This window comes from Aquimarina spongiae (assembly GCF_900141785.1).
Taxonomy (GTDB): Bacteria; Bacteroidota; Bacteroidia; order Flavobacteriales; family Flavobacteriaceae; genus Aquimarina; species Aquimarina spongiae.
Genome location: NZ_FQYP01000010.1, coordinates 191,944 through 211,548 on the forward strand (window position 1 = coordinate 191,944; position 19,605 = coordinate 211,548).

The following is a 19,605-nucleotide window of genomic DNA, read 5'->3' on the forward strand; positions in this document are numbered from 1 at the left end:
AAATTAGCTAGCAACCAATACTATAGCATTTCAAAAATTTTGTGTTTATACCTTTTTAACTCCTGTTTTACTTTATCTTTTAACAAAAACAGTCCTACCATATTAGGAACCATCATCGCAAATACCATGGCATCGCTAAAATCTGTTACTGCATTTAAAGTTGCAGATGCCCCTATCACCGTAAAACAACAGAAGATAGATTTGTAGATGTATTCCATACGTTTACTCCTACCAAATAAATAACTCCAGGATTGGTATCCATAGTACGACCAGGAGATCATCGAAGAGAAGGCAAATAGCACCACTGCTATGGTTAACAAATACGGAAACCAGGAAACACCACTTTCTAATGCAGAGGCCGTTAATAAAACCCCTTGTTCAGAGTTGATCTGCATCCCGGTATCTACCTGCCCTGTAATAATCAATACCAGAGCTGTCATTGTACATACCACTACAGTATCTATAAATGGCTCCAGCAATGCTACCAAACCTTCACTGGCAGGATAGTCTGTTTTTACGGCACTATGTGCTATAGAGGCACTTCCTATTCCGGCTTCATTACTAAATGCCCCGCGACGAAACCCCTGAATGAGTACTCCTACGAATCCTCCAATTACTCCTTGGGGATCAAAGGCACCATCCCAGATACTTTTTAAGGCTGTTGGAATAGCCGAAAAATTTAATCCCAAAACCACCAAAACAGATAAGATGTACGTTAGCACCATAAAAGGAACTATTTTGTCCGTAACACTGGCTATTTTCTTGATTCCTCCTATAATCACCACAGCTACCAAAATAGCCATCACTACTCCAAATACCCAACCCTGTCCTTGGATCATAGCGCCATCAGGAATCAATACTTTATTGAATAATTTGAAAGCCTGGTTGGCCTGAAACATATTCCCTCCACCAAAAGATCCCCCGATACACATGATCGAAAATAACACAGCCAATACTTTTCCTAGTTTCTGGTATCCTTTTTCGCTTAATCCTTTTTTCAAATAATACATAGGTCCGCCAAAAACCTTCCCATGCTCATCAATTTCTCTGTATTTTACACCAAGTGTGCATTCTACAAACTTTGAGGACATCCCCAAGACCCCAATCAAAACCATCCATAAAGTTGCTCCTGGTCCGCCTATGGATAATGCTATAGCTACTCCCGCAATATTCCCTAATCCCACCGTGGCCGAAACCGCAGTAGTTAATGCTTGAAAATGACTTACTTCCCCATTTTTGGTGACTTCTTCTTTTTCAGTTGTATTACCATTTTCCAAATGATCAAACTTACCCCTTACCACCTGTATGGCGGTAAAAAAATCTCTAAAGTTGATTCCTTTAAAGTAAATAGTGAAAAACATCGCTCCAGAAAAAAGGACGACTAGTACCCAGGGAATGCCAACATCATCGGTTAGCGGAATTTCAGCCAAAATGGCGTCAACAAACCAGTCTGTGGCATTGCCAAAAGTTTCATTAATTTTTTGATCCAGATTTTGTTCTGCTATAAACGCTCCCATACTTCTTTAAATTTTTTGTCCAAATTCAAAGAAAAATGGTTGGCATAAAAGGTTAAGTACTGCTCAAATTTTACAACCTCGATACGTAAGTATATGGTTAAGCATCTTCTCCCGATTGGAAGTACTGAAGGAAATCATGAGTCTTAGCAAATTCTATAAGCTGCTCTTTACCGCCCGCCCCACTGATGTTCAGTATTTTCTTGATCTGATGAATATGGGTTTGCAAACCGTCGGTACTGATATGCATTTCTTGAGCAATCTCGGTATACGATTTGTCTTTTCCGTAATGAGCCAAATATCCCAACACCTCTTTTTGTCGATCAGAGAGTTCAACTTTTGCCGTCTGTCGCAGGTCTTTTACCTCAACCTTCAAATTTTTAATGGTATCTAAATGACTCTCGTTGGCCAATTCAAATTGTTCGATCGTTTTTTTAAGTTGCTCATTTTCCAGGGTTAGTTGTTGTGCCAAACTTTGTTGTTGTTCTTTTTCTGAAAGGAATTTCCAGCTGTACAAAAGAATGGAAAACAATAAGATGAATAGAAATTTGAAAGAGATCGCCGTAATACTCCCTAATACACTCCAGAATTTTTGATCAATAAATTGCAGTGCTTTATCCTGAGGAATAATTCTATGAGTAACCGCAATCACAATGAGAATGAACAATACGAAAGTTGGCAGGTACATAAACTTCATTTGTCTAGCAACAAAAGCTTTGTTCAATTCGAACAACAGTGAAATGGCGACCAAAATAGAAATCGGAATATCTATTAACCAAATAAAATTATTGCTAATCTCTTCGTTTCCGTAGGACGAGGCTACAAAAACAAATGCAATCATTCCCAAAACACCACAAAATAGGCTTACAAATTCCCTAATACTAAAACGCTGTGCTAATCGCACCAAAATCCCTGGCTTTTTTTGATGTTCTATAGAAGGCAAGGACAAGATGATAAATAAGGAGTTCGCCAAGGATATGAGCACCCCAAAATAAATCAATACTTTGTTAGTAGGGGTCCATTTGAACCCCGACACCAAAATCAAATTCACTAAAGCCCCTAATCCCCAAACGAAAATAGCTAGCCCGAACCATTTAATCCCTTCTACTCCTTTGGGATCAGCTTGACGTAACCTTTCTTTACTGAAAATACGTTGAATTACTATGGCCGAAATTAGGCAAACGATTGCTGTAACAGTATATTCTATGGTATTGAGCACGAAGTATCCTTTTGCTTTAAAGATAAAGAAACTACAGTAAATGAAAAACCCTGTTCTCTAGAACAGGGTTTTAAAATATTGCATTTGAACTTTTACATATTTCTTCTATACTGTCCTCCCACCTCAAATAAAGCAGCAGTGATTTGTCCTAGAGAACACACTTTGGTTGCTTCCATCAACACCTCGAAAATATTTTGATTGTGAATGGCCGCCTCTTGCACTTTTGACAAAGCATCTGTAGCAAGATCTTTTTTGGCTTCATGCAGATTGTTAAGTGTCGTTATTTGATATTGCTTTTCTTCTTCGGTAGCTCGAATAACCTCTCCCGGAGTCACCGTTGGAGAACCTTTTGAACTCAAGAATGTATTTACCCCAATAATTGGGAACTCTCCTGTGTGCTTCAAAGTTTCGTAATACAAACTCTCTTCTTGAATTTTACTACGTTGATACATGGTTTCCATAGCACCAAGCACTCCTCCACGTTCTGTGATTCTATCAAATTCCGTTAGTACAGCTTCTTCTACTAAATCTGTTAACTCTTCAATAATAAATGATCCCTGAATAGGATTTTCATTCTTGGCTAATCCCAATTCTTTATTGATAATCAACTGAATTGCCATCGCTCTACGTACCGACTCTTCTGTTGGTGTTGTAATCGCCTCATCATAGGCATTGGTATGCAAAGAATTACAATTATCATAGATCGCATACAGGGCTTGCAACGTAGTACGAATATCGTTGAAATCAATTTCCTGAGCGTGTAAAGAACGTCCAGAAGTTTGGATGTGGTACTTCAACATCTGCGCTCTGGCGTTGGCTCCATATTTATGTTTTAATGCTTTTGCCCAGATTTTTCTTGCTACACGACCGATCACTGCATATTCTGGATCGATTCCGTTAGAGAAAAAGAAGGATAAATTAGGCCCAAACTTGTTGATATCCATTCCTCGGCTTAGGTAGTACTCTACATAAGTAAATCCATTTGCCAGGGTAAGCGCCAACTGCGTAATTGGGTTTGCTCCAGCCTCAGCAATATGATATCCTGAAATAGATACCGAATAGAAGTTTCGTACTTGTTTATCAATGAAATATTCTTGTACATCCCCCATCAATCGTAAGGCGAACTCTGTAGAGAAAATACAGGTGTTTTGTGCCTGATCTTCTTTAAGAATATCTGCTTGTACAGTACCACGTACGGTACTTAACGTTTCACTTTTTATCTTTTCATATACCTCTGCCGGTAAAACCTGATCTCCGGTAACGCCCAAAAGCATTAACCCTAGTCCATCGTTCCCTTCCGGCAAATCACCTTGATACTCAGGACGTGCTATTCCTTTATCTTTATAGATTTTTTCGATCTTGGCTTCAACCTCGGCTTCTAGCTCGTTTTCTTTGATATATTTCTCACAATTTTGATCTACAGCAGCATTCATAAAGAATCCTAACAACATAGGCGCAGGACCATTGATAGTCATACTCACTGAGGTCATTGCGTGGGTTAAATCAAATCCTGAATATAATTTCTTGGCATCATCAAGACAACAAATCGATACGCCAGCATTACCAATTTTACCATAGATATCTGGTCTATGATCTGGGTCATTACCGTATAAGGTTACCGAATCAAAAGCTGTTGATAATCGTTTTGCAGGCATCCCAAGACTCACATAGTGGAAACGTCTGTTGGTACGCTCTGGCCCACCTTCTCCGGCAAACATCCTTGTAGGGTCTTCTCCTGTTCTTTTGAAAGGATATAATCCTGAAGTATACGGAAATTCTCCGGGAACGTTTTCCTGCAAAGACCATCTTAGTACATCTCCCCAAGCTTCATATTTTGGCAAGGCCACCTTCGGAATCTGTGTATGTGATAACGACTTGGTATGCGTTTCTATATTGATTTCTTTATCTCTTACCTTGAATGTGTAAACTGGATCTTTGTATTTTTTTACTTTACCAGCCCAACCAATAATGATCTCCCAATTGTAAGGATCCAGATTAAGTTTAACACGGTCAAATTCAGCCAATAACAGCTTGATAAAAGCCTTATTATCTTCATTTTTCACACTTCGTAATGCTTCATCTTCGATTCCATTTTTTGAAAGTCCAATGAAATTTACATCCGCAACACTACAAATGGTTTTATAGATCCCATATAATTTTTGAGCCACCTCAACCTGGGTTCCTACAGTTTTATCATAGGCTCTGTTATTTTCCGAAATCTCTGATAAATATCTCGTTCTGCTTGGTGGAATTACAAATATCTTTTCAGACATTTCTTTTGAAATATGAAATTCTGAAACCAAGCTTGCTCCGGTTTTCTCTACCAACTTATCCATGATCGCTTTGTAAAGCGTATTCATTCCCGGATCATTAAATTGTGAAGCAATAGTGCCGTAAACTGGCAGTTCCTCTTGTGGAGTATCCCAAAGATTGTGATTACGCATATACTGCTTTTTCACATCTCTAAGCGCATCCAGAGAACCTCTTTTATCGAATTTATTAATAGCTACCAAGTCTGCAAAATCGAGCATATCTATCTTTTCTAACTGTGTAGCAGCACCAAACTCTGGTGTCATTACATACAAGGATGTATCACTATGGTCTAAAATTTCAGTATCCGATTGACCAATCCCTGAAGTTTCTAAAATGATCAAATCAAATTCTGCAGCTTTTAATACCTCTATAGCTTCGGCAACATATTTGGATAAAGCCAGGTTTGACTGACGTGTGGCTAGAGATCTCATATATACACGAGGAGAATTAATCGCATTCATACGAATCCTATCCCCCAACAAAGCACCTCCCGTTCTTCTTTTGGATGGATCTACAGATACAATTCCGATGGTCTTTTTCGGGAAATCGATTAAAAATCTACGAACTAACTCATCAACCAAAGATGATTTTCCTGCTCCTCCTGTTCCTGTAATCCCTAATACTGGAGTAGTTGATGTTTTATTTTTTTGATGGATTTCATCCAAAGTATCTTTGGCAACATCCGGAAAATTCTCTGCTGCAGAAATCACTCTGGCAATTGCTCCTATTTCTTTTTCTGCAAGATGGTTAGCCTCTCCATTCAAAGTATTTCCTATTGGGAAATCTGCTTGTTGTACCAAATCATTGATCATTCCCTGCAATCCTAACTCACGTCCATCATCTGGAGAATAAATTCTTGTAATCCCATAATCCATAAGATCTTTGATCTCTTCTGGAAGGATTACTCCTCCTCCTCCTCCAAAAATCTTAATATGTCCTGCTCCTTTTTCCTGAAGCAAATCATACATATATTTGAAATACTCATTATGTCCGCCCTGATAAGAAGTCATCGCAATGGCATTGGCATCTTCCTGAATTGCACAATTTACAACTTCTTCTACACTTCTATCATGACCTAGGTGAATTACTTCAACACCTGTAGATTGAATAATTCTACGCATGATATTAATCGCTGCATCATGGCCATCAAATAGTGAGGCAGCTGTTACGATTCTTACTTTATTCTTTGGTGTATACGGTGCAATTTGTTCCATTGACAATAAATAGTGAATTTAATGCTGCTAATTTACGAAATACGCATCAAAAAGGAATATTTTTTTAGAATTATATAATTTACTTAACCTTTTAGGGCACTTTACTGTTTATAATTCAATTAGAGCATTCAAAGTTTATGTAAAACACAAAGTTCGGATAAATAATTAAGATACAATCATTTGTTATCGTTAATATTAAACACTCATATAGTTACAAAATCTACACGCTGTAAAATCCAACAATATCCAACAGGCATTTACTCTCATAAAATTGTTTTTTAATTAAATCAGCTTTTATTTTTATCAATCTTTCATAAAAAACGAGCTTTCGTTTTGAATTAATCAAAAAGTAAACCCATTCAATTAAAACATTAGTGCAGTCGGGGCTTTCTTGGTATGTTTATACACTGAAAAGACTTTTATTAATGAAAAAGACCACTTTATTAATCAACTGCCCTGATCAAAAAGGGTTAATTGCCACCGTAACCAATTTTATACTAGAGAAGGAAGGGAATACCATCTACGTCGAGCAACATGTTGACCATGCACTTAAAGAATTCTTTATGCGCCTGGAGTGCGAGTTTGACAGCGATGAGAAAAAATTAGCACGATTTAAAGAATCCTTCAATACTAATGTGGCTGCTCATCATCAAATGCATTGGGAGATGTATGACACAGACAAAAAGCCTAAAATGGCTATTTTTGTCTCTAAATATGAACATTGTTTGTATGATATTTTAGGAAGATATGCTTCTGGCGAATTGCATGTTAAAATCCCTATTATTATTAGTAATCATGCAGATCTTAAACCCATTGCCGATGCTTTTAATGTTCCTTTCAAACATATTCCTGTGACCAAAGGGAACAAAGTTGAGGCAGAGCGTGAGCAAATTAGTGTTTTGGAAGAACATAAAATTGACTTTATCGTTCTTGCTCGGTATATGCAGATACTCTCTTCTGACTTTGTAGATCGATATCCTAATAAGATCATCAATATCCATCATTCATTTCTTCCTGCGTTTCCAGGAGCTAAACCCTATCATTCGGCCTACGAAAGAGGTGTAAAGATTATAGGAGCTACCAGTCATTATGTAACTTCGGATCTTGATGAAGGCCCTATTATTGAACAAGAAATTGTACGAGTCTCTCATATACACAACGTTCAAGATTTTATTTTGAAAGGAAGGGATCTGGAGAAAATCGTATTGTCTAGAGCCATCAAACATCATATCCAACACAAGGTATTGGTATACAATAACAAAACCGTTATTTTCTCATAAAGAAAAAATAGCACCTGTAGCCGCAAATTGATATCCTTCCTCTTCTAGTGCTTTCCTTTTTGGATACTCTTTTTGAAGAGCTGGGTTAGAATGATTGAAGTGAATAAAAATAACCTTTGACTTTAGTTCTTTGGATTCAGACTCAAAGAGCTTTACTGTTTCTGTAATAAATGGATGAGGAACTTCTGACATCGGTCTGGGGATTTCTCCATCTTCAAAAAAAGTAGCATCAATAAAGGCATAATCTACTTTTTTAACCTCTGCTACAATGTCCTTTTTCCATAGCGACCATTTGTTGATATCGGGAATAAAGAGTGCCGTAGCTTGACTACCTATAATTGTGTATCCCACGGTTTCAGAATATTCATCTCGATGTGGTACCAAAAAAGGGATTACTTTAATGTTATCCGTTAAGACAATAGTGTTATCTGCTTTTAAAGGTTGAATTTTAATATTATTGAGAGCTATCAACTGAGACCAAGGCCCATTGTTTGCTAAAAAAGATTTCATTCTAGGCATGGCATAAACAGGAATATTTTTGGATCCCATCGCTTCTCTTCCGAAATGCATCAAACCGGTATAATGACCGATATGGGCATGGGTAAGAAAAACTCCATCGATAATATGATCACTCTTTATATGTTGATCTTCTAACACGGCTAATTGTTCTGGCATATCTGGTGTAGCCTCAAAAAGAAATTTTTGATTCGCTTGTTTATCAATTACTCCCAGGGCAGTGACCAGTTCTTTATTTCGCTCTTTATTTTTGACCGCAACAAATTCTGAAGTATTATTAATATGTGGATATCCTCCATCTTGAGCGATTCCCAAAACAGTAATGTATTGTTGGGTTGCCTTTGGTTGAAAAGATGTGTCGTTTATCGATTCTTTTTCATTTTTGCATGAAATAATAAGAATGCATACCAGTAAAAAAACTAAATTTGAGTTCATTTTAATTCATTGTATTCTCAAATCTAACAAGAAATTATGAAACGTATTATTTGTTTATTTGCCGTATTGACCCTGTCTAGTTGTGCTGAACTGCAACAAGTTGTAAATAGTTTACCACAAACTACAGGAGGTGGTTTTGGGGTTAGTAATCTTGACATCGCCAACGGGTTACGACAAGCACTGGACAACGGAATCGATAAGCAAGTAACCAAACTTACCCAAAAAGACGGTTTTTACAGAAATGAACTCGTAAAAATTCTTTTACCACAAGAACTTAGAAAAGTTGACAAAACCCTAAGAGACATTGGTTTAGGCAATCTTGCCGACGAAGGTCTACGAGCTATCAACAGAGCTGCAGAAGATGCCGTAAAAGAAGCTACACCTATCTTTGTGGATGCGGTAAAGCAAATCACATTTACCGATGCCAAACAAATTCTTTTGGGATCGGATAACGCCGCAACTACCTATTTGCAAAACAAGACCAACTCTGCATTGTACGCCAAGTTTAGCCCTGTTATTGATAAATCATTTTCTAGAGTAGGCGCTAACCAGATATGGTCTAACATCATCAATAAGTATAATGCAATACCACTTACCAATAATGTGAATCCTGACCTTACCGATTATGTAACACAAGAGGCCCTAAAAGGAGTGTATGCCATGATTGCAGTTGAGGAGAAGGATATCAGAAACAAACTGAGTTCAAGAACCACGGATTTATTGAGAAGAGTATTTGCCCTTCAGGATAACAGATAGACCGAAATCAAGAATTCGAAATAAAAGAAATCGATGTTTTATTGAACACTTCAGGTTGTTCTACATTTACCACATGCCCGGAGTTCTTTACTACAAATAATTGTGAAAGATGGTGCGCTGCTACTACTTTTTCTACCGAAGGTAGAAAAAGATAATCTTCTTCTCCCATCACATATAAGGTAGGAATGCGAATATCTTTTGCTCTAAAGAATCGGAGTAAAGGATTGATTTCGGAAGTTAATCTAAACCATCTTACAAATTCTTTTTGATATAGTTTTTTGGCTTCGTTGGCAAATAATATTCTCGATTGTTTATGATTTTTCTTTGGCATAATAATAAATGCAAAGAATTTATACAGCAACATATATGGGATTACAGATTTGAATACAATCCCCAGGCGCATTAACACTTGTGATCTAAGATTCAATTTCATAATCGCGCCACCCATGATCATACTTTTTACACGATCAGGATATTTTTCTGCTAAATTTCGAATTAATATGGTTCCCAAAGAAATCCCTACAAAATGAGACGTAGCAATATTCTCTTTATCAATCACTTCTACAATATCCTCGGTAATCGAATCGAAGGTATATTTTGAATCAAAAGCGTCCTTGAGTGCAGGTTTAGAATTACCATGTCCTCTAAGATCCAAAAGTAAAATATTAAAATGTTTTCGAAACTCGCGCACTTGTTTGAACCAAATAGAAGAGCTCCCTCCTGCTCCATGAACAAAAGTTACCCATTCGCTACTAGTATCGTGCTGATATACAGAATAATTTAACAATAGAAAGCTGTTTAGAGGCTCAAAAATAGGAACTTATTTGTTAGTAGCACACCACTTAACAATATTTATAGAAATGTTTATCCTCTACGGCAGGCTTAGTGCAAGGTTTTAAAATAGGTAAACGCACCTAAGAGACGAGATCCGTACCATGAAAAATATTCTCCATCCACCAATAACACCTCAGCATTTTCATGAAGCTGTTGCACTTGTTCTATGTGTTTTTCAGAAAAAGGAAATGGTTCTGATGACAGCAGTATTTTATCCAACTTTTCCAAATCCTGTATCTCTTCTTTGGATTTTTCTGGATATCGATCTTCATCTTCAAAAACATTAATGAATTTATTCAATTTCAAAAGATGATTAATAAAGGTTTGATTGGCAGCTGCCATCCAAGGATCTTTCCATATAAAATAAACTACCCGACGAGCGGGTTTATCTTTTACAAAATCCAAGAAAGCCTGTTGTTCCTTTTCAATATCTTGAACCAAGCTATTTGCCTGCTCCTGCACATCAAAAAGTTCACCATATTGCTGTATCAACTCCAAGGCATCTGCTATGGTAAAAATATCGGAAACATGGACTGGGAATTCTTTTGCCAAATTTTCTACGATCTCTTTGGTATTTTCTTCTTTGTTACAAAGAATAATATCGGGTTCTAGTGCTCGTATACGATCGTACTTGATGTTTTTGGTCCCACCCACGATGGTTTTCTCTTTTCGGATGGTGTCGGGATGTACGCAAAATTTAGTCACCCCAACAATGTGCTCCTCTAACCCTAAGGCAATCAACAACTCTGTTTGCGAAGGTACCAATGACACAATACGTCTTGGACTTCCTGAAATTTCTACCTTTCGGTCTAATTGATCGATAAAAAACATCTTATCCATGGATTTTTAACATCACTAATTAAATAAATCCTAAAAAGTTCATAAACTCTTAATAACTAAACACTTAAAAGTAGGAATTTTCATCAAAAACCAGTATCTTAGAAAGAGTAATAATTAAAATTTCGGGGCTATGAATTCAGTATTACTAAACGTTATCATTTATGGTATCATGGCATTTTTTGTAGTGTTCATCGCGTATGGACTTTACGGATATGCAAAACACGTATTTAACGCGAATAGACGTTAATTCTATTGTTTTAAAAGGGAACGAAATTTATACAAAAAAGTTTCGTTCCTTTTTTATTATCGACTCGCCAATATTTTTTCCATTTCCTCTTGTAACACTAATGCTTTAGCTTGTGCAGCTTCGGCAAAATCTTTTCCTTTTGAAGCGTAAATGATCCCTCTGGAAGAGTTAATCAACAAGCCTATTTGATCATTGAGCCCATATTTGCATACATCCTGTAAATTTCCTCCTTGCGCTCCTACTCCAGGAACCAATAAAAAACTATCTGGGATTATTGCACGTATTTCTGCCAAATACTCTGCTTTGGTGGCTCCGACCACATACATTAAGTTTTCTGAATTTGCCCAGGTTTTGGATACTGCCAGAACATTCTTATATAATTCTTGCCCTTCGGTTTGTTTGGTCTGAAAATCAAAAGCACCTTGGTTTGAAGTTAACGCCAAAAGGATGGTATGTTTATCTTCAAAAGCAAGGAATGGCTCTACAGAGTCTTTACCCATATACGGTGCCACAGTAACCGAGTCGAACTGTAAATCTTCAAAAAAAGCTTTGGCATACATGGTACTCGTATTTCCGATGTCTCCACGCTTCGCATCTGCAATGGTGAACACTTCGGGATAATTTGTATTTAAGTACTCAATTGTTTTCTCCAGAGATCTCCATCCTTTCAGCCCATAAGCTTCATAAAAAGCAGTGTTGGGTTTATAACCGACTGCTAAATGATGAGTAGCATCAATAATCGCCTTATTAAATTCAAAAATTGGATCTTCTGTTTCTAATAAATGCTCTGGAATCTTGTTAAGATCTACATCTAAACCTACACACAAAAATGACTTTTTCTTATGGATTTGTTCGACCAGTTGCTTTGTTGTCATGTCTCTTTATTTGTTTCCGTTATTCTTTACCATCTACATAATCCTGCAGATAACTAAAACGCTCTGTTAGTTTTCCTCCTTTGGTCATTCGTGCTCTTTCGAGAATACCATCTTGATCTCCATTAAAGAAGGCAGGGATTACATGTTCTAGAAACATTTCTCCAAAGCCTTCGCTTGCATCTTTTGGCAGCTCGCACGGTAAATTATCTACCGCCATCACCACAATCGCATTGGGATCCTTATAATCAACTTCTGTTTCTGTAGTTGGATCATATCCATAAATAGGATCAGCTATCGTAGAAGGTCTAATCGTAGATGCCACTGGGCCATCGATATCACAGGAGATATCGGCTACTACTTTTATATTAAAATCCTCAGATTTGGCATCTTCTCGTGTAAAAATATAAGGTGCCCCATCTCCGTAAAAGTGTCCTGCCATATAGAGATCGCTTACTTTGGCAAACTTCATAAAGTCTCCTTCATACTGCTCTGGATTAGTATAAAAGTCTGTTTTGTCCAACACAGTACCGTCTTTACGTTTGTTGTAATCCAATACATCTATCTGTACATATACCGGCTCAGAAAAAGTGTTGTTCAAATATTCATCCACAGATACTTCTCTGATCTTCATGGCTTCTACAATCTCTCTTGCTCCACTACCAACTTTACCGTTTCCGGTAATTACAATTTTGATATTAGGCAGTGTGATTTTTGAAAGCTCTGCTTCCAGATCTTTTTGATCGGCTAGAGTTTCTGCTTTGGGTAACGAAAAAGTATCAAACTTTTGTCCCCAGGCTCTAAATCCATTATACGCCCCCACAATACCTGCATATCTACCAAAACCGATCAATCTAAACCCTCTGCTCCCAACAATCACTTCGTGATCATATAGTTCTATGTTCTTATCCAATATAGCTTGTAAAAGCTCCCGATTGTACGGTTGCTTTTTGATGGTATGCGAAAAGAAAAAGTATTTCTTATCGGCTATCAAATCTGTTTTTGGCACTTCTTTGACCCCCAATAACACATCACAATCTGTCACATCATTAGACACCGCAATACCTGCATCGGTATATTGCATATCGCTAAACACGCGTATATCTGAATGTTCTACAGTAAATGAAGCTTCTGGAAATTTAGAAATTACTTTTTTTATGCCATCTGGAGAGAAAACAACACGACGATCTGGCGGGTTTTTTCGTTCTTTAATAACACCGAACTTGACCATAAGGTTTGGTATATATTTTGTTGAATTAAAATTGCGGCTAAAGATATGACAATTATAGTTATCTTTGCCAACCATTTTATGCTTGGATCTAGTAATTTTACATCAATTTGACATGAAATGGAAACTATCTTGAATAGTCCTATCGGGGTCGACTGGTTTTGACAGCGAGATGAATAAGATGGTAAGCACGTCGAGCGCTGGAATATAGCTCGTAAATATCATGTTTCACTTTTTTAAACGGCGAGAATAACTACGCCCTAGCTGCATAATCCGAATCATAGTAGGATAGTGCCTCGGCTCACTAGGTGAGCAAGCAGGAAGTCTCCCAATAGCCTTGGTTTGCGGCGATTGATTTTGAGACTTCGTAAAAGTAAACCTAGAAACTATAGGATCTTGATGTGGTTTCGAAACTTAATTGAGAATAAGCGATAGGTTGGCAGTTTTTGGTCTTTCTTATCGACGAAAATTAAACAAAGACTAAGCGTGTAGAAAGCTGTGTTGTTCCTTGTTTGGACGAGGGTTCGAATCCCTCCGACTCCACAGAAATTAAACCAGATTTAAATAAAAAACCTGTAAATTAAATGTTTACAGGTTTTTTTTCATTTTATTTGATATCATTTAAAATCGAATAACATTAAATAAAAGGTGAGCTATTTGGTTAGCTTTTTAAATACCAAAATACTCCCTTATTTCTCCGTAAGTCACTGAAATACTACAAAACAAAAAAATCATCTCTTCATTTCGTATCTTTATAGTTCATAAAAATACTCACCGATGCAAAATACTTTTTCTCTCCTATTTTACCCAAAAGGAAATGATAAGGACAAAGATGACCTTATTCCTTTGTATCTGTGTATAACGATCAATGGAAAGTAAAGTGAATTAAGCATCAATAAAAATATTACGTTCCAAGCGGAACACAGTAGCTGGTAAATTAAGAAGTACTACTGCAGAAATCAGAGTCTTTAATCGACACTTGGATAATATCTAAGATAAAATATATAGAATTTATATCATAAAGTATTGGGTAAAAGCTAAATCAAATTTTACGCTTCAATTAAATCAAGCGATTTTTTGGCTTTTAAATGAAGCTTACCAAATAATTGAAACCCCTCAAGACTACCATTTTCTATTTCTTTATAGTTGTCGTTTAGATAAATAAGTAATTCGTTTTTGAAAGATGTCCAATCTTTGGTTGCTGTTTTTAATGAAGTTTTCAAGAAATTAGAAGCGTTCCAGGAAACAAAGTTTTTATTCTTGCTCAATTCATTAAAAATTATTCTATTCCCCATGGTTGACCCCCTCATTACATAATACATTCCTAAAGCATGGAAAGCAGACTGATAATCATATATTGTTGGAATAGTTGAAACTCTTATATTTAAAATCTCTAGATCTTCTAATAGAGCTATGCCAATGACCTCTTGTTTTGGTAGATCTTCTAATTTTAAGCCATCAATCTCATTAGCTAATTTCATTTGGTGAGATACCTCATTATAAAACAGGTAATGTGTTAGTAGAAACAATGCGTAGCTGTCCTTGTTTGGGTTGCTTATTAAGTCATTTCCGTTTGTTGTTAGTTCTACTTGTTTATGCGCATCTCTTGTCGCATATCTGAGACGAGTTAAATAATCATTTTTCATATTCTAACACGGTTTTGATTTTTTCTAATTTTTCTTTGCTCAACGGTTTTGACATAAAATCCAATACAAAAGGATGATTTTTTGCTTTAAATTTATCTGTGGGATTTGCAGAAGTAGAAAGCATTACTATGATGTGTTGTTGTTGCAAATCTGGTTTTAATTGATTGTACTCTTCTAGGAATTCCCACCCATTCATAACCGGCATATTGATATCAAGAAAAATAATCTCCGGGTTTACTACAGTTGAATCGGGATTTTTATACTGATTTAGAAAGTCCAAAGCCTCCTGACCATCTCGACAATCATATACGTACTTGGCAAATTGAAATCTTTCAATAATTTTACGATGTACAAAGTTGTCACATCTATTATCATCTATTAATAATACACTTTTAAACATTTTCTTTTACTTTTTTGTTAATTCATGATCTAATTGTTCACTTTTTAAGGTGAACCAAAATGTGGTTCCAACTCCAATTTCGGAGGTTAGCCAGATTTTACCGTTCATGCTTTCTACGATTTTTCTGCAAGTGGGTAGTCCTATACCAGTTCCAGGAATGTCTTCATGATGATGTAGTCTTTGAAAAAGAGAAAATACTTTTTCAAAATTTTTCTTTTTAATTCCAATACCGTTATCCGTAATGGAAAACATCCAACTAGAACCATTTTTTTTAGCCTGAATTTCGATTATTGGGGAGATATTTTCTTTACAGTATTTTAGACTATTTGAGATGAAGTTTTGAAAAAGTTTTTTAACGTCTACGGGGTCGCAGTAAATGACGGGGAGATCGTTGAAGATAATTTTAGCACCAAGTTCATTAATTTTTAAACCAAAATCCTCAATAATTTCATTGAGAACACTATTTAAATCTGTATTTTCTCTCATTGTTGAACTCCCTACTTTTGAATAAACAAGCATTTGATCAATGAGTTTGCTCATGCGTTTTGTTGAATTTCGAGTTTTACCTAGATATTCGTCAAAAGAGCCATTTTTGTCCCCTAATTCTTCATTAATTAGCATCAAATAGTTATCTATAGTTCTAAGAGGTTCTTGTAAATCGTGAGAGGCTGTATAAGTGATTTGCTCTAATTCACGTTTGTATTGTTCTGATTGAAAAGGGTTCCAATCTCGATTTCGTTTGATTATAATGTCTTTTACACGATGGATCATTTCAATAGTTACATTATCCCAGGGAGAACATTTAAAATTTACTGCATTTTTCCACTTTTCAAATGATTTCCTGGGGCTTAATTGAATATCACCATCTTCATCATAATCAACTTCATAAGGACGTCTAGGATCTCCAGCCCAATCATAAACTGTACGTTCTGATTTTTTAAACCAAAAAATCATGCAATCGTCTAGTTCTTTTAGTTGAATAATAGCTGCTCCACCTATTTCTTCAGATAATCTTTTAAGATTTATTTGATCTTTAACAAGCTCACGGATATCCTTGGTTGTACAAATATCATTTTCAAAAAAATCTGGATTCTTTTGAAGACAATTATATATTTTTAGCAATATATCTTCATCTGGAGTTAATTTTTGGCGATAAATTCCTAAAGAAGAAGTCACCAATGCGGCTCCATCAACTTGTAACAAATCTGGAAGATCAATTTTATCATTAATAAGCTGCAGTAGCACTTCCCAGGAAGAAACTAAGTATTTGTTGAAATCTTCTTCCTTCTTTCTTAATTCTTTCCTTTTCTTTTGCTCTTTAGCAAATTCAATTTCAGAAATACGTCTACATAAATTATCCACAATTAGCTCTCCGGTTTTTCTGGTTTCATAATTGACGAAGAAGGGAGAGTAATGGTGACATGCTACGAGCCCCCAAAGCTTATTGTCAATGATCAGCGCTAATGTATAAGTTGCTTCTACTCCCATATTTTTAAGATATTCGATATGGATAGGAGAAGTGCCTCTTAATTGAGTGTATGTTAAATCCAAATAATCATAGGGGTTCTTAGCTTTAGGATTAAAAATTACCCTGTTCGTTCCGGCGCTAACGTTAGGTATAATTCTACTTCTGTTTTTTAAAAACAAGTCTCTGGCGATTGGCGGGATATCCGTCGCGGGATAATGGAGTCCTAAAAACGATTCGATTTCTTGTTTTTTACTTTCCCCTTCAACGGATCCGTGATAATCCTCATCAAAACGATAAATCATCACACGATCATAGCCTGTAACCTGTCTATATTTTTCGGTGAATACTTTAAAAAGTTCCGGTAAATTGTCAATGTACTGTAGTGGCTCTGTTACCATTCGAATTTCATGAAAAGAAGACAATGTTCGGCCTATTAAATTTTTATCGCGATATATTGGTTCCAGTTCAATGAAACGAGTTTTATTATGAATATGTCTAATAACATTCCAGGGTTTGTTATTGATGAGAACAGGGATGGGATCTATAGAGTTCCATGAAAAAGGGTCTTCCATTTCTTCGAAGGCTTCAGAAATGTCATTATCCATCCATTCTTCAGGGGATAAATTAAAGTATGAATCTATGTCGGGATTTGAAAAAACATTTGAGACATTCTCACTCAAAAAGATCGGGGCATTGGGTTGCTCATTATCCCATGCGATTAATACTCCATGACTTTGAGTGACAATCGGTCGATGTATGGGTTCCTCACCACAATTATCAAGAGTTAATTTAAAAGTAAGGTAATTTTTTCTATAACTATCTCGTGTTATTGGCATAAATTAAAAATTAAAATTCATGCTCTTGACGATGTGAGGTACTAATAATTTTAGGGGCAGAAATAGTTTAAAATAGAAATCGTGGAAATAAAAAAACTACATTTTCTTTTTTTTGTTTTACTGACTTCTGTTTTTTTTAAACACTTGTTAAATGAAATTACAAAAAAATATTGTGCAATAATAACTGATAAGAATATTTTAACATTTATTGAAATTAACAAGCGATTCAGTTCTAATATTATAGTAGAAAGGAAAACGTTGACGATTAGCCTCTCATCAAATTGAATATCTAATTGATCCATAGATACTATATATATAATACCGATCTTAATAATTTTTATTACTCAAAAAGAAGATAATGGCTACGCCAAAAGTTACTGATTCATTTTTAGATTTGACGCTTCAACTTTTCACAGATAAAAAAATAGTGCTTGTTGACTTGAAGAGATTATTTTCTTTTTTCGAATTTTAAATATGTATTATTTGGAAACCGAAACAACCATTATCATTTGTATGACTATTTATTGCGCTAATAGTATTGTATTATTTTTTTAGGGAAGATTTAATAAAGCTGGCATCAGTATTAAGAAGTTTTATACCTATTTTTATTCTTATTCCTCCTATGGGATCTACTTACTTTTAGCGTTTGGATAATCGATAATTAATACACTTATAAAAGTAAAACGAACTAAAGAATAAATTATGAAATATTATGACACACTTATCGAGGCTATTAATGCCTTAAAATTAAAAGGTTTTACCCAAGATTTTAACGTAAAAGAAGATACGATTTATTGTCCAGTTCTTAAAATGAACTATAAGCCAAAAGAATTTGAAATAGTAGAAAAACATCGTTTTGAAGGTATGAGCAGTGTAGACGATAATTCTATTCTTTATGCTATAAGCACCAAATCTGGCGTAAAAGGATTACTAGTGGATTCTTATGGGATATACAGCAGTGTTTCAAAAGAAATGCTTGATAAATTGAAGTAAAATTTAATGTAATCCAAATTGAGCATAAATTGTAATATACTTGTATGGAGATAAAGGATATTCGAATACACATAAAATCATAGAGTCCTTTAAGTAAAAAATTCTATGATTTTATGTGTATTTATCTATTAAGAAACAAACTACAGAACTTCATAATAAATTAATAATCCAGCAACTATTACAAACCAAAATTAAGACCGAAAGATAATCCGCTATACTCGGCTAGCGTATAATCTAAATTCATACGGAAAAATCCTAATGTAAGCTTAGCTCCTAAAGTACCACGAACGCCAGAGATCTTACTTTCTACTGAAAAAGGATCTGTAATCTCTTCTTCTGAAATTACACCGGATTGCACCCTATATGTCCCAAGTAAATCAGTGGTTGAAGTTCCTGAAAGATACCCTATTCCACCATAAAAATTGAAAACGGGCATTTTTGTGGCTCCAATCACTTGAAATAACAAGGTATTGGTGTTATTTTCAAATCGCTGATTTTCTCCGTCTACAATGTTGGTATCTGTAAAATCATAACTACCATCCAAATGAGTATAAGCTATTAAGCCAGAAATAGCAACAGGAAAAACCTTATCTGCAGGTAACCAAGATGTAAACTCATGTTGTAGACCAAAACCGTAAAAACCTACTTTGGCGTCGCTGGTGTTTATTTTTGGGAAGAATCTTGCCTTTATCTCCGTTCCTTTTAAAGGAGCAAAACTAGCTTGTAAAAAAGCAGTAGGAACAAAATTAATATTTGATTCTCCTAAACCTGTTGGTAATTCAAATTCTGCATCCTGTGGTGGTATTAAAGGCACTGAGCTTTCCCCTTCAACAACCACGACGATTCCTTCTATGTCTCCAAAAGCAGTAGCAACTTCTTTTTGCAAGCTCCCGTCCCTAAATTGTAGATTTTCATATTGAGAAGTATCTAAAACAAAAGACTTGTTATCATCTCCCACAAAGGCAGCGTTGGCAACTATTGAAATCTCAAAGCC

15 protein-coding genes and 1 other RNA gene are annotated in these 19,605 nt (G+C 35.7%); 4 read left to right on the top strand and 12 right to left on the bottom strand.

The window, feature by feature from the left end; all coding sequences use genetic code 11:
• Positions 1 to 20: 20 nt before the first annotated feature.
• From BUE24_RS21025 to BUE24_RS21035, 3 genes are all read right to left on the bottom strand, one after another.
• Positions 21 to 1,517, bottom strand: a complete 1,497-nt coding sequence (locus tag BUE24_RS21025; protein WP_073320764.1) for an alanine/glycine:cation symporter family protein — start codon at positions 1,515 to 1,517, stop codon at positions 21 to 23.
• A gap of 97 nt (positions 1,518 to 1,614) precedes the next feature.
• A complete protein-coding gene (locus tag BUE24_RS21030; RefSeq protein WP_073320767.1) occupies positions 1,615 to 2,733 on the bottom strand; it encodes a LuxR C-terminal-related transcriptional regulator in 1,119 nt (372 codons plus the stop codon).
• A gap of 92 nt (positions 2,734 to 2,825) precedes the next feature.
• Positions 2,826 to 6,260 carry a methylmalonyl-CoA mutase family protein gene (locus BUE24_RS21035; RefSeq protein ID WP_073320772.1) on the bottom strand — a complete coding sequence of 1,145 codons (3,435 nt, stop codon included), beginning with the start codon at positions 6,258 to 6,260 and terminating at the stop codon, positions 2,826 to 2,828.
• A 425-nt stretch (positions 6,261 to 6,685) separates the two neighbouring features.
• On the opposite strand from BUE24_RS21035, the gene purU reads away from it, so the two are divergent.
• Positions 6,686 to 7,540, top strand: coding sequence for a formyltetrahydrofolate deformylase (purU, locus tag BUE24_RS21040; protein WP_073320775.1), 855 nt, complete (start codon positions 6,686 to 6,688; stop codon positions 7,538 to 7,540).
• Here the strand turns inward: purU and BUE24_RS21045 are convergent.
• Positions 7,535 to 8,491, bottom strand: coding sequence for an MBL fold metallo-hydrolase (locus BUE24_RS21045; protein ID WP_073320778.1), 957 nt, complete (start codon positions 8,489 to 8,491; stop codon positions 7,535 to 7,537). The two genes, purU and BUE24_RS21045, sit on opposite strands and share 6 nt — an antisense overlap.
• A 36-nt stretch (positions 8,492 to 8,527) precedes the next feature.
• On the opposite strand from BUE24_RS21045, the gene BUE24_RS21050 reads away from it, so the two are divergent.
• The gene (locus BUE24_RS21050) at positions 8,528 to 9,247 is read left to right on the top strand and encodes a DUF4197 domain-containing protein (RefSeq protein WP_073320781.1); all 720 of its coding nucleotides are present in this window, start codon (positions 8,528 to 8,530) and stop codon (positions 9,245 to 9,247) included.
• A 7-nt stretch (positions 9,248 to 9,254) separates the two neighbouring features.
• On the opposite strand, the gene BUE24_RS21055 is transcribed toward BUE24_RS21050, so the two are convergent.
• The 4 genes from BUE24_RS21055 to BUE24_RS21070 form a co-directional block, all read right to left on the bottom strand.
• Positions 9,255 to 10,034, bottom strand: a complete 780-nt coding sequence (locus tag BUE24_RS21055; RefSeq protein ID WP_073320784.1) for an alpha/beta fold hydrolase — start codon at positions 10,032 to 10,034, stop codon at positions 9,255 to 9,257.
• Positions 10,035 to 10,129: 95 nt separating this feature from the next.
• Complete coding sequence (locus BUE24_RS21060; protein ID WP_342039433.1) at positions 10,130 to 10,921, bottom strand: ABC transporter substrate-binding protein; 792 nt, start codon at positions 10,919 to 10,921, stop codon at positions 10,130 to 10,132.
• A 303-nt stretch (positions 10,922 to 11,224) separates the two neighbouring features.
• Entirely contained in the window at positions 11,225 to 12,043 is an 819-nt protein-coding gene (pyrF, locus tag BUE24_RS21065; protein ID WP_073320786.1) for an orotidine-5'-phosphate decarboxylase, read from the bottom strand.
• Positions 12,044 to 12,062: 19 nt separating this feature from the next.
• Positions 12,063 to 13,271 carry an NAD(P)-dependent oxidoreductase gene (locus BUE24_RS21070; RefSeq protein WP_073320789.1) on the bottom strand — a complete coding sequence of 403 codons (1,209 nt, stop codon included), beginning with the start codon at positions 13,269 to 13,271 and terminating at the stop codon, positions 12,063 to 12,065.
• A 144-nt stretch (positions 13,272 to 13,415) separates the two neighbouring features.
• Here BUE24_RS21070 and ssrA point away from each other — a divergent pair.
• Positions 13,416 to 13,814, top strand: a transfer-messenger RNA (tmRNA) gene (gene ssrA / locus BUE24_RS21075).
• A 503-nt stretch (positions 13,815 to 14,317) separates the two neighbouring features.
• Here ssrA and BUE24_RS21080 read toward each other — a convergent pair.
• From BUE24_RS21080 to BUE24_RS21090, 3 genes are read right to left on the bottom strand one after another with little or no spacing between them, the layout of a single operon-like run.
• Positions 14,318 to 14,914: a biliverdin-producing heme oxygenase gene (locus BUE24_RS21080; protein ID WP_073320792.1), complete on the bottom strand. Its 597-nt coding sequence runs from the start codon at positions 14,912 to 14,914 to the stop codon at positions 14,318 to 14,320.
• Positions 14,904 to 15,314, bottom strand: a complete 411-nt coding sequence (locus tag BUE24_RS21085; protein WP_073320795.1) for a response regulator — start codon at positions 15,312 to 15,314, stop codon at positions 14,904 to 14,906. The genes BUE24_RS21080 and BUE24_RS21085 overlap by 11 nt, the downstream gene beginning before the upstream one ends.
• Before the next feature lie 6 nt (positions 15,315 to 15,320).
• The gene (locus BUE24_RS21090; protein WP_073320798.1) at positions 15,321 to 17,618 is read right to left on the bottom strand and encodes an ATP-binding protein; all 2,298 of its coding nucleotides are present in this window, start codon (positions 17,616 to 17,618) and stop codon (positions 15,321 to 15,323) included.
• Positions 17,619 to 18,320: 702 nt separating this feature from the next.
• Here BUE24_RS21090 and BUE24_RS21095 point away from each other — a divergent pair.
• The gene (locus BUE24_RS21095) at positions 18,321 to 18,611 is read left to right on the top strand and encodes a phosphoribosylpyrophosphate synthetase (RefSeq protein WP_073320801.1); all 291 of its coding nucleotides are present in this window, start codon (positions 18,321 to 18,323) and stop codon (positions 18,609 to 18,611) included.
• Positions 18,612 to 18,789: 178 nt separating this feature from the next.
• Here BUE24_RS21095 and BUE24_RS24100 read toward each other — a convergent pair.
• Positions 18,790 to 19,605, bottom strand: an 816-nt coding sequence (locus BUE24_RS24100; RefSeq protein ID WP_073320803.1) for a DUF6588 family protein, incomplete at its 5' end; no start/stop codon positions are given.